At 75.1% G+C, this 15,018-nt stretch carries 10 protein-coding genes; 3 read left to right on the top strand and 7 right to left on the bottom strand.

All coding sequences use genetic code 11. The features are described 5' to 3' along the window. The first annotated feature begins 171 nt into the window (after positions 1–171). Both ACFRAV_RS01190 and ACFRAV_RS01185 read left to right on the top strand, forming a co-directional pair. A complete protein-coding gene (locus ACFRAV_RS01190) occupies positions 172–2,493 on the top strand; it encodes a hypothetical protein (protein ID WP_382550235.1) in 2,322 nt (773 codons plus the stop codon). Positions 2,494–2,554: 61 nt separating this feature from the next. Then, on the top strand, positions 2,555–3,019 hold the full coding sequence (locus ACFRAV_RS01185) for a hypothetical protein (protein ID WP_382550233.1): 465 nt from the start codon (positions 2,555–2,557) through the stop codon (positions 3,017–3,019). Between the two features lie 41 nt (positions 3,020–3,060). On the opposite strand, the gene ACFRAV_RS01180 is transcribed toward ACFRAV_RS01185, so the two are convergent. The 7 genes from ACFRAV_RS01180 to ACFRAV_RS01150 form a co-directional block, all read right to left on the bottom strand. Then, the gene (locus ACFRAV_RS01180; RefSeq protein WP_382550231.1) at positions 3,061–4,662 is read right to left on the bottom strand and encodes an SWIM zinc finger family protein; all 1,602 of its coding nucleotides are present in this window, start codon (positions 4,660–4,662) and stop codon (positions 3,061–3,063) included. An 884-nt stretch (positions 4,663–5,546) separates the two neighbouring features. Continuing rightward, on the bottom strand, positions 5,547–8,534 hold the full coding sequence (locus tag ACFRAV_RS01175; RefSeq protein WP_382550229.1) for an SNF2-related protein: 2,988 nt from the start codon (positions 8,532–8,534) through the stop codon (positions 5,547–5,549). A gap of 226 nt (positions 8,535–8,760) precedes the next feature. Next, complete coding sequence (locus ACFRAV_RS01170) at positions 8,761–9,381, bottom strand: sugar kinase (RefSeq protein WP_382550227.1); 621 nt, start codon at positions 9,379–9,381, stop codon at positions 8,761–8,763. Further along, on the bottom strand, positions 9,378–10,556 hold the full coding sequence (locus ACFRAV_RS01165) for an ROK family glucokinase (RefSeq protein WP_382550225.1): 1,179 nt from the start codon (positions 10,554–10,556) through the stop codon (positions 9,378–9,380). Before ACFRAV_RS01165 ends, ACFRAV_RS01170 begins: the two co-directional genes overlap by 4 nt. Positions 10,557–10,677: 121 nt before the next feature. Then, positions 10,678–11,556, bottom strand: coding sequence for an ATP-binding cassette domain-containing protein (locus ACFRAV_RS01160; RefSeq protein ID WP_382550223.1), 879 nt, complete (start codon positions 11,554–11,556; stop codon positions 10,678–10,680). Further along, positions 11,553–12,599, bottom strand: coding sequence for an ABC transporter permease (locus ACFRAV_RS01155; RefSeq protein WP_382550220.1), 1,047 nt, complete (start codon positions 12,597–12,599; stop codon positions 11,553–11,555). The genes ACFRAV_RS01160 and ACFRAV_RS01155 overlap by 4 nt, the downstream gene beginning before the upstream one ends. After that, the gene (locus ACFRAV_RS01150; protein WP_382550218.1) at positions 12,596–13,600 is read right to left on the bottom strand and encodes a sugar ABC transporter substrate-binding protein; all 1,005 of its coding nucleotides are present in this window, start codon (positions 13,598–13,600) and stop codon (positions 12,596–12,598) included. Before ACFRAV_RS01150 ends, ACFRAV_RS01155 begins: the two co-directional genes overlap by 4 nt. Positions 13,601–13,930: 330 nt before the next feature. Here ACFRAV_RS01150 and ACFRAV_RS01145 point away from each other — a divergent pair, with 330 nt between their 5' ends. Then, positions 13,931–14,941 carry a Gfo/Idh/MocA family oxidoreductase gene (locus tag ACFRAV_RS01145; RefSeq protein ID WP_382550216.1) on the top strand — a complete coding sequence of 337 codons (1,011 nt, stop codon included), beginning with the start codon at positions 13,931–13,933 and terminating at the stop codon, positions 14,939–14,941. The last annotated feature ends 77 nt before the right edge of the window (positions 14,942–15,018 follow it).

The following is a 15,018-nucleotide window of genomic DNA, read 5'->3' as shown; positions in this document are numbered from 1 at the left end:
CGACTGCCACACGGCCGTCACGACGGCCCGCGTCCGGGGTCCTCGGGCCCTGCCCGGACCGGCCGTCGGCCACGAGTTGTGCCGTCCCGCTGACGGAGCGTCGCCATTCGTTCTACAGTTCGGCTCCCGAATACGTTCCGTGCGTTCCGGAGGCGAAGACATGGGGCCGGAGTGAGAAGGGGTGCGGCCGCCCTGCTGTGCGCGGGACTGGTGGTGCTGGGAAGCCCGTGGGTGGCGGACCCACTGATGGAGCTCCCGCCCGACGAACCGGTCCCGGCGCTACTGAGCAGGGCGCTGCTGTCCGTCCGGTGGGACCTGTCACCTGGCCCCGACGAGTGGGACCAGGCGTACTCCCTCGCCGGGCGCACGTTCCTGGTCACCATGGTGGTGGGGATCATCCTGCTCGTGCCCCGCGTCCTGGGCGGCGCCGCGCCGGCACGCGTGCGGTGGGCTGCCGCCCTGGGCCTGGCGATCGCCCTCTCCCTCGTCGCCTCGGTCGTCTCCTGGCTGTCGCTGCTCACCAGGGACGGCTCCACCTGGGTCCTGGGCCTCGGTCCCGAGCAGGTCTTCCTGAACTTCCTGGTGGACGGACTGCTCTTCGGTCTCCTGCTCGGCCTCTTCCTGGCGGCCGTCGCCGCCGCCCGGCCCCGTTCGTCCGCCCCCGTACCCGATCCGGCGGCCCACCCCGTCGCACCGAGATTCGTGCGAGAACGGAGCAGACAGATGCGCCTCTCCGTCCTGTCCTCGTCGGCCGGCCTGCCCGGCGGCGTGGTGGCCGGCGGCAGCGTGCCGGGGGACGCCACCCGGTACCTGTGCGCCCTGGCCCATCTCGACCCCGACTTCGCCCGCCGGGTGGTGGACGGGGTGCTGGACGACGAACTCGGCGCCGTCGCCCCGTCCCCCGGCGTGGACCTGGTGCCGGTCGTGCGGCACGCGCTCGCCGCCCGCCGCCGGCACGCGGCGCTGAGCCGACGGCTGGCGGCCGTCTGGTGCCTGATCGGCGTCCTCGGCCCGCTGTGGCTGCTCTTCGCGGCATTCGCCTTCCGCGCCCTGGGCGCCGCTCCGGCGCGCGGCGCACGCCGCGGACGGGCCGCGCGGGCGGACCTGTGGTCGGCCCGGGGCAATGAACTGCCCGACGTCCGCGCGACCTTGCGCGGCCTCGTCGGCACCGCCGCGGCCCTGCTCGTCGTGGGAGTGCTGCTCGGGCTGGGCCTCTCCGCCCTCCCGCTCCCCGGCTTCGCGGCCTGGCTGGTGGGCGGCTACCTGGGAGGCGTCCCGCCCCTGCTCGCCGTGGTGGCGGGCGGCCTGGTGGCGTTCCGGGTGCTGCTCCGCGACGAGGAGGAGCTCGACGTCCGGCTGCGGGCGAGCCTGCTCCGCGACACCTTCGACCCGCGCTCCGCGCCCCTCCCCTGGCCCGACCCGCACCTGGCCGCACGCGTCGAGGCGGTGGCGGAGGCGCAGCACGGCAACGTCACGGTGTACAGCGGCTTCGACCCGTACGTCGGGTGGGGCTCCCGGGACTCGCAGTGGGCGTTCTCCGTCCCGCTGCTGCCCGCCTCCCCGGGCGAGGCCGTCGACGCGTTCGAAGCCTGGGACGTGGTGGAGCGGCTGAGGGTCCGTCTGACGGAGACGGCGGGCGCGGCAGGCGCGGTGGTGAAGGACCGGGTGTTCCTCGCGGGCACCGAGCTGGAGGGGCATGCCGACCTGCTGCCGGACCTCATGCGCGCCCCGGCCGCCCGGCTCGGGCCGGACGCCGTGCGTGACATCGCGCGCACGCCGGCCGGCCCGGCCCGGCACTGCCTGACCGCCCATGTCCCGCTGTGGGGAGGAGAGGTGGTGCCCAGTCACCTGCTGCACGTCTCGGTGGCCGACCGGACGCTCCACCTGCGCTGCGAGCGGTACGTGCTGGCACCCGTCCGGCGCGACGCCCACGAGATCGACCTGCGGGGCGCCGTTCCCCCCGAACTGTTCCGGGGCACGCTGCTGGTGCGGGCGCTGCGCCGGACCGGCGGGGTACCGGGGGGCGCCGTCGGATCGTTCCTCGACCACGCCTTCGAGGGCCGGCGGCGCGCCCGGCGCCTGGACCGTGACCGGGGCGCGGCGGTGACCGACCCGGCCTTCGACCGCGGGGCCCGGCTGAGCGTCCGGGAGCTGGGGCAGGGCGGGGAGTACCTCAACCACTTCCAGCGGGCCGACGCGGAGGAGGCCCTCGCCTCGCTGGACCGGCACACCCTGGCGGCGGTGCGGGACTTCCTGGACGAACGCGGCGTCAGCACCGAGGACTTCCGCAGCCAGGCGCAGACCATCCTCAACCATGGGGTCCTCCAAACCGGCGGGGTGAGCGTGGTCGGCAACCAGGCCGTCGGACAGGGCGCCCAGGCACGGGCCGGTACGGCGAACGCCCAGGCGCCGGGGCCGCGGACGGGCGCGGGAGCGGCGACGGGGTCGGGAGCGGGCCCGGCCGGTGGCGCCGGCGGGCCGGCACGGGGGTAGGACACGCGATCGCCGGACGTACGGCGAGACGCAGGCGGGCGAGACGTAGGGAGGGAGAGTCGTGTCCGACCAGGAGAACGATCAGATCCGGCAGATTCAGGCGCAGGCACAGGCGCAGACGCAGGCTCACGCACGGGAGAAAGGGCAGGACCGGGCCGGTCAGGTGAACCACGGGATCCAGCAGTACGGGGGCCACAGCCAGGTGGGCAACCAGGCCGTCGGGCAGGGCGCGCGCGCCGAGGCGGGGCAGGTGGCCGTCGGTGCGGCCTTCACCGGCGAGCAGTCGGCCCGGGTGGAGGAGCTGCTCACCCGCATCGAACTGCTGCTGGACCAGCACCAGGACGAGCTCGCGGACACCGGCGCACCGCGGGTGGAGCTGCGCAGGCTCCGCGAGGAGCTCGCGGAGAGCGAACCGCAGCCGGGGGTGCTGCGCCGGGCCCTGGACCGTCTGACCGCCATCGCCGAGCCGGTGGTCCCGCTGGCGACCGCGGTCGGCGAGTTGGCCCGGCTGGTCCAGGGCGGGTGAGGCGGTGAATCCACGGTGACACGCCGTCCGACGACGGGACGTCAGCCGAGTGGCGGGTCCGGGGGGAGTTCGGCCGGGTCGAGTGCGGGGCCGAGGGCCGTGAGCGCGCCGACCGGATCCGGATCGGCGGCGCCGCGCGGCCACCAGTCGTCCGCGCCGGGTTCCGACTCGTAGGCGTACCAGAGGTTGTCCTGGCCGAGCCGGAGCTGGGCGTGCCCCACCGGGTGGGTGAGGCGGTTGCGCCAGGGGCGGAACGGCGGCAGCCCGGCGGCCGTCAGCAGGGGGCGGGCGCGGTCGAAACGGCCGGCCGGCGGGTTCCACGGCTCGCCCTCCAGCACGGCCAGGCCCGCGAGGCCGCCCTGCCGCCAGGCGGCGACCGCGCGCGCCAGGTCGACGGGAGTGCGGCCGGACGCCGCGGCGAGGGACGAGTAGAGGGTGCGGGTCGTGGCGGTCAGCCCCGAACCGGGACGGGCCGCCGCGATGCGCACGGCGTCCTCCCAGAGGGTCAGCTCGCCCACCGGGTCCTCGCCGGTGGTGAGCAGGGCGAGGGCGCGGGCGGCGGCGTGCGTGGCCAGCTGGTCCAGCGCGTAGGGGTCGGGGCCGCCCGGGGCCGCGGGGTAGGCGGGCGGATGGCCGGAGTGCGAGGGCGGCGGCAGCGGAGCGGGGAGGGGCGGCAGCCCCGACGCCCCACGGGCCAGCGCCTCCGTGGCCCGGACGCCCTCGAGCACTCCCCCGTCCCGCCCGCCGGCCGCGTTCCGGCGGGCGGCGTGCGCCTCGGCCGCGGCCCGGGCGGCGTGGGCGGCGTTGCGGCGGGAGAGGGCGTCGAGGATCTCCTGCTCGCCTCGGCCGCGCAGCAGGAGCAGCGCAAAGGGGTCTGCGTCGAGGAGCCGGGCGGTCTGGTAGCAGAGCGCGGCGGCGTGCTTGCACGGGCGGCCGGTGTCGGGGCAGCCGCAGAACGGCAGCAGGTCTCCCCGTCGCGGCAGCAGCGGGGCGCCGACACCGCCCTCGATCAGGCCCTCCGGCAGCTGCCGGTCGAGCAGCGCGGCGATGTGGGCGGGCCGCTCCGCCACGGCGTCCAGGAAGGCCTCCCACTCGTCCTCGTCGAGGGTGCGGACCCGGACCTGGGCGCGGTAGGGACGCGGGCGGCTGCCGTGCACGTACGCGAGGACGAGCCCGGGCGTCACGGTGACGGAGTCGACCCGGCCCTCCTCGGCGTAACGGCGGCCCCGGGCCAGCCGGGCGGGATCCAGCGCCCGCTCGGTGAGCGCGGTGATCCATGCCTCCCCCCAGGGCGTGCCGGCGAGGGGCGCGCCCTGCTCACGCGGGGGCAGCCGGTCGAACGTCTTGCGGAGCTCGGCACCCGCACCGCGGGGCCGGGCCGCGGGCGCGGGAGCGTCGTGCGGGAGGGTGTCCTGCACGGGGAGTCGCGGCGGCCCGGCCCCGCGCTGCGCGGCGTGCCCGTGCCCCTCCTCGGCCTCACCGGCCGGTATGCCGGGGCCCGCCCGATCGCGGGCCGAGGCCTCGCCCGCGGGGACGTCATGGTCCTCGGCGAGATCCTCGCCCGCGGGAAGGTCCCCGATGAATCCGTGCTCGGACGAGCGGTCCTCTGCGGAGCCGACCTTGGCGGAGCGGCCCTCGGCCAAGCCGTCAGCACGGGTGCGGTCCTCAGCAGGACCGTCTGCGATGGGGCCGTCCGCGGGGACGCCGTCCGCAGCCGCGGACCGATCGGGCAGAGCCGCACCGTCCCGGGGCACGGCGGCGCCCGGATCAGCGAGCCTCCTCACGGGCGACGCCGACCTCGTGCCGTCAGCGGCCGACGAGTCGCCGGCCCCCGGGTGGTTCCCCGCTCCCGCGGCAGCGGCCTCCGCCGGGTCCGCCCTGTCCGTACGGGCCTCCGCTGCCCGGGCGGCCCGCAGGGCCTCGCGGGCACGCTCCGCGGGCCCGGGCCGAACGGGTCCCTCCGCCCCGTTCCCACCGTGCTCGCCCGGCCCCTGGCCTCGTCCGGCCGCGGCGTCCGCGGCGTCCGCGGCCGCCGGACGGCGACGGATGGCCGCGCGGGCCGCCGCGGAAGGGCTCGCCCCGGCGGCCGGAGCCGGGGTCGCGGCCGGGCCGGAACGCTCGGTACCGCGTTCCCCCGGCGTCGCGGGGCGCGCCAACGCCCGCGCCACCCGCAGCGCACGCCGCGCCGCCTCTGCCGGGTTCCCCGCCGGGTCCGGGTCCGCCACCTCTGCGTCCGCCGCATCCAGGTCCGGCGCATCCGGGTCCGGCGCATCCTCGCGCCGGGCCACGGGGCCGACGCCGGTCCCGCTCGTGGCGGGGCGGCCGGGACCGTCGCCGGAAGCCGGGCCACCGCCGGAGGCCGCCCCGTCACCTGAGGTCGCGTCCTCGTCGGGCCGGCCGCCCGGGCCCTCCCCCGGGTCGGCCCCCGCGCCCGCGCCGTGCGGGCCCTCCCCCGAGACGGCTCCCGTGCCCGTGCGGCCCAGGTCGTCGTCGGCGGCGTCGCCGCGGTCGGGAACGTGCGGCGCGATCATGCCGGCCTCCGGAGAGAGACGAGGTCGGTGAGCTCGCGGTCGGTGAGCTCGGTCAGGGCCGCCTCGCCGGAACCGAGGATCGCGTCCGCCAGCGCCCGCTTCGCCTCGAGCATCTCGGCGATGCGGTCCTCCACCGTGCCCTCGGTGATCAGCCGGTGCACCTGCACCGGCTGGGTCTGCCCGATGCGGTACGCGCGGTCGGTGGCCTGCTCCTCCACCGCCGGATTCCACCAGCGGTCGAAGTGCACCACGTGTCCCGCGCGGGTGAGGTTCAGGCCGGTGCCGGCCGCCTTGAGGGAGAGCACCAGAACGGGCGTGCCGCCGTCCTGGAAGCGGTCGACCATCCGCTCGCGCTCGGGGACGGGGGTGCCGCCGTGGAGCATCTCGGCGGGCACGGACCGGGCGGTGAGGTGCGCGGTGATCAGCCGGGCCATGCCCACGTACTGCGTGAAGACGAGCATCGATCCGTCCTCGGCGAGCACCGTGTCCAGCAGCTCGTCGAGCAGGGCGAGTTTGCCGGAGCGGTCGGCGCGGGCCCGGTCCGGTGAGACGCCCTCCTTGAGGTAGAGCGCGGGATGGTCGCAGATCTGCTTGAGCGAGGTCAGCAGCTTGAGGACCAGGCCTCGGCGGGCGATCCCCTCGCTGCCCTCGATGACCAGCATCGACTCACGGACCACCGCCTCGTAGAGCGACGCCTGCTCGCGGGTGAGCGGAACCGGGCGGTCGGTCTCGGTCTTCGGCGGCAGTTCCGGCACGATGCCGGGGTCGGACTTGCGGCGGCGCAGCAGGAAGGGCCGGACCAGGCGGGCGAGCCGCTCCGCGGCGTCCGGGTCCTCGCCGCCCTCCACCGCGCGGGCGTGCCGAGCGCGGAAGGACTTCAGGGGCCCCAGCAGACCGGGCGTGGTCCAGTCGAGCAGCGCCCACAGCTCGGAGAGGTTGTTCTCGACGGGGGTGCCGGTGAGCGCGACCCGCGCGGGTGTGGGAATGGTGCGCAGGGCGCGGGCCGTCGCCGAGTACGGGTTCTTGATGTGCTGCGCCTCGTCCGCCACGACCATCCCCCACCCCGTTTCGGCGAGCTCCTCGGCGGCGGAGCGCATGGTGCCGTACGTGGTGAGGACGAAGCCGCCGTCGAGGTCGGCGAGGGTGCGCCCGGCGCCGTGGAAGCGGCGGACGGGCACGCCGGGGGCGAACCGGTGGATCTCGCGCTGCCAGTTGCCGAGCAGGGAGGCGGGGCAGACCACGAGCGTGGGCCGCCCGGCCCGCTTCCCGCCGGCCCGGTCCTCACCGCCCCGGCCCGTACCGCCCCGGTCCTCACCAGCCGGGTCACCGTCGACCCGGTCCCCACCGACCCGGTCACCGTCGACCGGGTCCCCGCCGGCCAGGTCGCGCTCGGCGCGCCGCAGGTGCAGCGCGATCAGGGTGATCGTCTTGCCCAGGCCCATGTCGTCGGCGAGGCAGCCGCCGAGGCCGAGCGAGGTCATGAGGTCGAGCCAGGCGAGGCCGCGCAGCTGGTAGTCGCGCAGCTCCGCGTCGAGGCCGGGGGGCGGGGAGGCGGGCTGCGGGCCCGCCACCAGGCGGTCCCGCAGGGCGGCGAGGGCTCCGGCCGGAACCGCCTCGACCGTCTCGCCGTCGACCTCGGCGGAGCCGGTGAGGGCCACGGCGAGCGCGTCGACCGGGTCGAGCAGGCCGAGGTCGCGCTTGCGGGCCTTGCGGACCAGCGCGGGGTCGACGACCACCCAGCGGTCGCGGAGGCGGACGACGGGCCGGTGCGCCTCGGCCAGGGTGTCCATCTCGGCCTCGGTCAGGGGCTCGCCGCCCAGCGCGAGCTGCCATTGGAAGCGGAGCAGGTCCTCGCTCTCGAAGAACCCGGTGCCGTCGGTGGCGGAACCCGGGGCGGAGCGGACCACGGCGGTGGCCGCGAGGTCCTGGGCGAGGTCCCGGGGCCAGTGGACGGTGACCCCTGCGGCGGCCAGCCGGGAGGCGGCCACGCCCAGCAGGTCGGCGACCTCGCCCTCGCCCAGGGCCATCACGTCGGGGACGTGCTGCTCGGTGAGGCGTTCCAGCGGCGGCCAGACGCGGGCGGCGCGGCGGATCGCGAGCGCGGCGTCGACGCGCGCGCGGGGGCCGAAGGCGTCGGGGGCCTCGCCCGCCCAGAGCGCGGCGGCGTCGACCATCAGCGTGGGGTCGGCGAGGCTGTGCACCTGGACGACGGCGGCGCCGGCGCGGCGGGTGACGGCGCCGGCTTCCTGGCCCGCACCGGCCGGGCCGGTGGCTCCGCCGCCGGAGTCGCCGCTGTCGAAGAGGCTGAACGCGGACAGGTCCAGGCGCAGCGAGACGCGGACCCCGGCGTCCATCCCGGAGGCGACCTCGGCCGCCCATTCGTGGGCCCCGGGCAGGTGCTGGGCCTCGGGCGCGGCGAAGGGGCCTCCGACGGCGTGCGGGGCGGCGGGGGTGCGGGGCAGGGCGTCGGCCACCGCGTCGACGAAGGCGCGGACCAGCGCCTCGGGGCCGGGCAGCCGCAGCGGGGCGGGGCCGGGCAGCGGGACGGCGTGGCCCTCGGGCGGGAGGGCGGCCGCGACCGCCCGCAGGTGGGCGGCGTCCTCGGGTTCCAGCGGGCCGGCGCGCCAGGCGTCGTACCCCTCGGGTGTGAGGCCGGGCAGCAGCCGGCCCCGGGCGACCAGTCTCAGGGCGTGCAGCGCGGCGGCGCCCCAGCAGGCGGTGGCGGGATGGGCTCCCGGGTCCTGACGGGCGCGCACCAGCAGCGGCAGGGCCGCGACGACGGGGAGGACGACGGCGGGGACGGTGCGGCGGCGGACGCCCGCTCCGTGGGCCCGGACCACGGTGAGCTCCGTGGTGGGTGCGCCGTCGGGCGGCGGCTCCCCGGCCGGGTCCCAGAAGGCGACGCGCCCCTCGCGGGGAAGGGGGGCGGGGAGGAAGACCGCGGCCAGGCGTGCGAGTGCCGTGGTGGTGCCGGTGCCGTGCATGCCTCTGCCCTCCTCCTCTTCCGTGCCCCGGACGCGGGGCCGTTCGCCGGAGCTCCACCGGGGTCGTTCGCCCCGGCTCCTTCGCCGGCTCGTGCGCCAACTGTTTTCGACTCTACGTTCGGGTTCCGACAACCGGCGCGCGCCACGGTCCCCCGACAGGCAGGAGGGCCGTCCACCGCCCCGCGACGGGCGGCGAACGACCCCCTGCTCCCTACGTACCCGCAGGTCAGGGTGTTGCGCGAGAAACCACGTACACCATCGGGTTAGCCGGATCCGACATGTTGACGACCACGTCCTGCGTGGGCAGCGGGTCCTCCTGGGCGTGGGTCAGCCCGTACCAGGGGCCCGCTCCGCGGAACTCCCACCCGGCGGTGCGCCGGTCGCGGTCGCCGATGGTGATCCTGTCCTCGACCAGGTCCTCCCGGGTGACGCCCATGGACCGCAGGAAGGTGTCCAGGCCCGCGTCGGTGGTCAGGAACTGGACGTGCAGCCGGCTGGTCCGCCAGTTGTTGGTCTCGTACTGGGCGACCAGCTCCGCCGGGTGCGGGATGGGCACCTGGTAGATGCGGCGCTGCACCTTGGAGGGCCAGCCCCAGGTGAGGCCGGTCGCGGAGTACCGCGCCTCCTTGTCCTTGCCGCTGTCCCGGCTCTGGGCGCCGGAGATCATCAGGTAGACGGCCGGGATGCCGATCAGCAACACGATGGTCAGCAGCGTCAGCGCGCGGCGCCGGATCACCCTGCGGCGGGCCTCCGGGTCGTCGCCGGCCAGCAGCAGCGGGTCCTGGGGCGTGTCCGGGCGGGACGGCTCGACGTCACCGCCGGGCTGTGGGGGCCGGGCGTCGGTCACAGGCCGTCCCCGGAGGTGCGGGCGGCCGCGTCGGGGACCCGCTCGAAGCGCTCGGTGCGGCGCCGCTTGGCCCGGCGGAAGCGGCGGGCGACCAGCCGGGACAGGTCGGCGGCGCCGACCATGCCCGCCTCGGGGCCGAGCTGGGCGCGGGCGATCCGGGCCTCGGGGCGGTAGCCGCGGCCGGTGAGCTGGCGGCGGAAGGCGTCCCGGGCGGGACCGATCAGCAGGTCGTCGGCGGCCGAGACGCCGCCGCCGATCACGAAGCAGGAGGGATCCAGGGCGGCCGCCAGGTTGGCGATGCCGACGCCGAGCCACTGTCCGATGTCCTGGAGCAGCTCGACGCACATGGCGTCGCCCTCGCGGGCCAGCTCGGTGATCATCGGCCCGGTGATCGCGGAGATGTCGCCCTTGACGTGCTCGAGGACGCCGAAGGCGACCGGGGAGTCGGCCGCGGCCAGCTCCCGGGCCTCACGGACCAGGGCGTTGCCGGAGCTGTACTGCTCCCAGCAGCCGCGGTTGCCGCAGGGGCAGCGGTGCCCGCCGGGGACCACCTGCATGTGGCCGAACTCCCCGGCCACGCCGAACTTGCCCCGCTTGACCCGGCCCTCCTCGAGGATGGCGCCGCCGATGCCGGTGCCCAGCGTGATCATGACGAGGTGGTCCTCGCCCTTGCCGGCCCCGAACCGCCACTCCGCCCAGGCCGCGGCGTTGGCGTCGTTGTCCACGAGCACCGGCACCGACAGGCGCTCGGCCAGCCGGTCGCGCAGCGGCTCGTTGCGCCAGGACAGGTGCGGGGCGAAGAGCACGCGGTTGAGGTCGGCGTCGATCCAGCCGGCCGCGCCGATCCCCACGGCGTGCACGTCGTGCCGGTCGGAGAGATCCAGGACCAGCTCGGTGATGGTGTCCTCGACGACCTTGGGGCTCTTGGACTTGTCCGGCGTCTCGGCCCGGAGCTTCTCCAGGATGTTGCCGTCGGCGTCGACGACGCCGGCCATCACCTTCGTACCGCCGATGTCGATCCCGACCGTGGGCACGCGGGGCGCCGACAGGTGCGAACGGCGTTCCCGGGAGCCGACCGTCCTGAGGACGGGGGTACGGCGCGAGCCGATGGGGGCTCCGGCCGCCCTGGCCGGGTTCAGCGCCCGGGGCAGTGCGAGGTCGCGGTAGGTGCTCATCGCGCCGATTCTGCCTCAATCCGAGGAGCCGCCGCATGGCGCCGCTCCACCCGGCCCGTCCGCCCCGGGCGTCCCGCCCGTCCCACCGGCCCCGGAAGCCGGGTCCGTCCTGTCGCTCCGGTCACGGCCGCGGGCGCTCCTCGTCCGCCCCCTTCACGGCCTCCGGGCCGCCGGGAGCGGGCGGTCCCGGACGCTCCAACTCGTGCCGCAGGTCCTCCAGCTCGTCGCCGCCGGCCATCTGCCGGGTCAGCTCGTCGAGGGTGATCCGGTCGCGGGTGTAATGGCCCGCCATGGTGCCGCGCTTGAGCAGCACGAAGCGGTCGCCGACCAGGTGGGCGTGGTGCGGGTTGTGGGTGATGAACACAACAGCCAGCCCGGCGTCCCTGGCGGCCGCCACATATTTGAGAACCACACCCGACTGCTTGACGCCCAGCGCCGCGGTCGGCTCGTCGAGGACGAGCACCTTGGCGCCGAAGTACACGGCGCGGGCGATGGCCACGCACTGACGCTCGCCGCCGGAGAGCGTTCCGATGGGCTGGTCGACGTCCCGCAGGTCGATGCCCATGCGCAGCAGCTCGGCGCGGGCCGTGCGGCGCATGAGGTCGACGTCCATGCGCCGGAAGGGGCCGCGCCCCTTGACGGGCTCGGAGCCGAGGAAGAAGTTCCGCCAGACCGGCATCAGCGGGACGACCGCCAGGTCCTGGTAGACGGTGGCGATCCCGCGGTCCAGCGCCTCGCGGGGGCCGGCGAGCCGGGTCTCCTCGCCCGCGATGCGGAAGGAGCCGGCGTCGTGGCCGTGCAGACCGGAGATGATCTTGATCAGGGTGGACTTGCCCGCGCCGTTGTCGCCCAGCACGCAGGTGATCTCACCCGCCCGGGCCTGGAGGGAGACGCCCTCCAGGGCGCGCACGTTGCCGTAGTACTTGCTGACCCCTTCGAGCTCGACCAGGGGGGCCGCCCCGGGGGTCCGCTCGGCGGTCGGTTCGGTCGCCGTGGTCACTTCGTCGCCTCCGCGCGCTTGCGGACCCAGTGGTTGAGCAGGGTCGCCAGGAGCAGCATCGCCCCGAGGAAGAACTTGAACCAGTCCGGGTTCCACTCCGCGAAGACGATGCCCTTGCTGGTCATGCCGAAGATGAGGGCGCCGACCGCGGAGCCGACGGCGGACCCGTACCCGCCGGTGATCAGACAGCCGCCGATCACCGCCGCGATGATGTAGATCAGCTCGTTGCCGACGCCCTCGCCGGACTGGACGACGTCGTAGCTGAAGAGCAGGTGCTGGCCGGAGATCCACGCGGCCAGGGCCACGCCCATGTACAGGCCGATCTTGGTGGCCCGCACCGGCACGCCGACCGCCCGGGCAGCCGTCCCGTTGCCGCCGACCGCGAAGATCCAGTTGCCTGCCCGGGTGCGCAGCAGGATCCAGGAGGCGACGGCGATCAGCACCAGCCACCACAGGATGGTGATCTTGAAGTTGATCCCGCCGACGGTGAGCGTGGAGGCGAACACCGCCTTGGCCTGCGAGAAGCCGTCCATGTCCGCGATGGACCGGGTGGAGACCGTGTCGCTGATCAGCTTGGTGAAGCCGAGGTTCATGCCGATCAGCATCAGGTAGGTGCCGAGCGTGATGATGAAGCTCGGCAGCTTGGTGCGGGTCAGCATGAAGCCGTTGAAGGCGCCGACGGCGAGCGTCACCAGCAGGGAGACGCCGACGCCGACCCAGACGTTGGCGGTGGTCTGGTAGCTGAACATCGACGAGATCAGCGCCGACGAGGTGACCAGCACGCCCGCGGAGAGGTCGAACTCGCCGCCGATCATCAGCAGCGCCACCGGGACGGCCATGATGCCGATGGTGGAGGCGGCGTAGAGGACGGTGCTCAGGCCCGCGCCGGTCAGGAAGCTGTCGGCGGCGAAGGCGAAGAAGACGAGAACGGCGACGGCGCCGACCACGGCGCCCAGCTCGGGCCTGCCGAGCACCCGCCGCAGCGGCGAGGTGCGCAGCAGTCGTTCGTCCACCGCGGCGTCGGCCGGGGTGGTGGTGCTCATCGGGTTCCCCGCTCCGCGTACTCGGCCAGCTCGGCGGCCTGCTCCTTGGTGACGATCTGCGGGCCGGTCAGGACGGGCCGGCCGCCGCCAAGGACGTCGGCGTTGTACTTGTACAGCCACAGCAGGTCGACGGCCTGGTAGCCCTGCAGGTACGGCTGCTGGTCCACGGCGAAGCCGAGGGTGCCGTCCTTCAGGCCGGCGGCCACCTTGCCGTTGAGGTCGAAGGTGTCGATCTCGGCCTTGCTGCCGGTCTCCGCCTTCGCCTTCGCCGCGGTGTCGGCGAACGGGGCGCCCAGGGTGACGATGGCGTCGATCTTCTTGTCGGCCTGCAGCTTGGCGCCGATGGAGGACTGGACGTCGGGCATGTTGGTGCCCTCGACGTAGAGGTTCTCGACCTTGCCGTCGAAGGTCTCCTTCACGCCGTCGCACCGCTGCTCGTGACCGACGTTGCCCTGCTCGTGCAGGACGCACAGGACCCGCTTGCGCCCGCGCTCGTTGAGCTCCTCGCCGACGGCGCGGCCCGCCACGGTCTCGTCCTGGCCGATGTGGGTGAGGGCGCCGAAGTCCTTGGAGACGTCGGAGCCGGAGTTGACCGTGATCACCGGGATGCCGGCCTTCACGGCGCGGTCGACGGCGGCCTTCATGGCGTCCGGCTTGGCGAGGGTGACGATGATGCCGTCGACCTTCTTGTCCACGGCGGCGTCCACCAGCTGGGCCTGCTGCTGCGCCTCGGCGTCGTGGGAGTAGAGGAAGTTGATGTTGTCCTTGGCGGCGGCCTGCTCGGCGCCGTTCTGCACGATGTCCCAGAAGGTGTCGCCGTCACCCGAGTGGGTGATCATGGCGAACGTCCACTCGGGAGTGTTCACCGCCGCCTTGCCCGGGGACGCCGAGGCCTTCCGGGCGTCCTCGGCGCGCTTGCCGCCGGTGCTGCTGCAGCCCGCGACCGAGACGCACAGCGCCCCCGCCACCGCGATACCCACCCAGGTCCGAAACCGTCCCACGAGGCGTGACCTTCTTCCTTCTCGTTTCCACGGATCTTCGTCCGCGTTGTGCGGCACCGGGCTCCGGCCACCGGCGGCCGCACCCGAACGCAGCATTATCGAACATCCGGATGGGGGGAAGGTCGGCGGGGGGAGGCATCGCGGGCCTTCCCGCCGGAGGCGTGGAATGCGTCACGCCGACGCCCGGACGGGCCGGCGGAGGGGCATCGGGCCTCCCGGTCTCCGGGCGCGGGAGGGCGGAGCCGATCGGTGGTGGAAGTGAAACCGTATGTCCGGTCAAACGGACATGCGCTTTGACATCACGTCAGGTGAGGGCCATTTTTTGTCCTCATGCGCATCGGAGTCATCGGTACGGGACGGATCGGGGCCCTGCACGCCCACATGCTCAGCCGGCACAGCGAGGTGGGGTCCCTGGTCGTCACCGACACGGACCAGAACCGGGCCCACGAGATCGCCCAGCGGCTGGGGGCGACGGTGGCGCCCGGTGTGAACGAGGTCTTCAGCTGGGGCGTCGACGCGGTGGTCATCACGGCGGCGACGTCGGCGCACTCCGACCTGATCCGGCGCGCCGCCCGGTACGGGCTGCCGGCGTTCTGCGAGAAGCCGATAGCGCTGGACCTGCGGTCCACGCTGGAGGCGATCGCCGATGTCGAGGCGGCGGGCACGGTGCTGCAGATGGGGTTCCAGCGCCGCTTCGACACGGCGCACGTGGCCGCGCAGGAGGCGGTGTGGAACGGCAGGCTGGGGCGGCTGCACACGGTGCGGGCGCTGTCCGCCGAGCCGGCCCCGCCGCCCGCGGAGCACCTGGCGCTGTCCGGCGGGCTGTACCGGGACGTGCTGATCCACGACTTCGACTCGCTGCGCTGGGTGACCGGCCGCGAGGTGGCCGAGGTGTACGCCGCCGGGTCGGCCGCCGGTCCCTCGATGTTCCGGGACGCCGGGGAGGTGGACACGGCGGCCGTGGTCCTCACTCTGGACGACGGGACGCTGGCCACGGTGACCGGGACCCGGCTGAACGGCTCGGGGTACGACCAGCGGATGGAGCTGGCCGGGGAGCTGGACCAGATCGTGGTGGGCCTCGACGAGCGCACGCCGTTCTTCTCCGCCGGGCCGGGTGGCCCGGCCGCGGCGGAGAAGCCGTGGTCCGGGTTCCTGGAGCGGTTCGCCCCGGCCTACCAGGCGGAGCTGTACACCTTCCTCGACGTGGTGCGGGGCGACCGGCCCAATCCGTGCGACGGCCGCCAGGCGCTGGAGGCGCTGCGCGTCGCGGAGGCCTGCGAGCTCTCCCGTCGTGAACGGCGCCCCGTCCACCTCGGCGAGATCCCCTCCGGGCTGTACTGATCCCGCGGCGGGCCGGTCGGCGCGACGCGGGGCGGCGGCCGCCGCATCCGGCCGGCGCGCCGCGGGCCCGGTGCCGT

Origin of the sequence: Streptomyces sp. NPDC056600 (genome assembly GCF_042792855.1) — a bacterium.
In the GTDB taxonomy this organism is placed as follows: domain Bacteria; phylum Actinomycetota; class Actinomycetes; order Streptomycetales; family Streptomycetaceae; genus Streptomyces.
The sequence above is the reverse complement of the archived record's forward strand: the minus strand, read 5'-3'. Positions and strand labels throughout refer to the sequence as shown.

What these genes read in the sequence shown, in the direction of transcription:
- ACFRAV_RS01175 (WP_382550229.1), bottom strand. Translation starts at nt 8,534, where the DNA reads ATGCACGGCACCGGCACCACCACGGCACTCGCACGCCTGGCCGCGGTC.
- ACFRAV_RS01165 (WP_382550225.1), bottom strand. Translation starts at nt 10,556, where the DNA reads ATGAGCACCTACCGCGACCTCGCACTGCCCCGGGCGCTGAACCCGGCC.
- ACFRAV_RS01155 (WP_382550220.1), bottom strand. Translation starts at nt 12,599, where the DNA reads ATGAGCACCACCACCCCGGCCGACGCCGCGGTGGACGAACGACTGCTG.
- ACFRAV_RS01145 (WP_382550216.1), top strand. Translation starts at nt 13,931, where the DNA reads ATGCGCATCGGAGTCATCGGTACGGGACGGATCGGGGCCCTGCACGCC.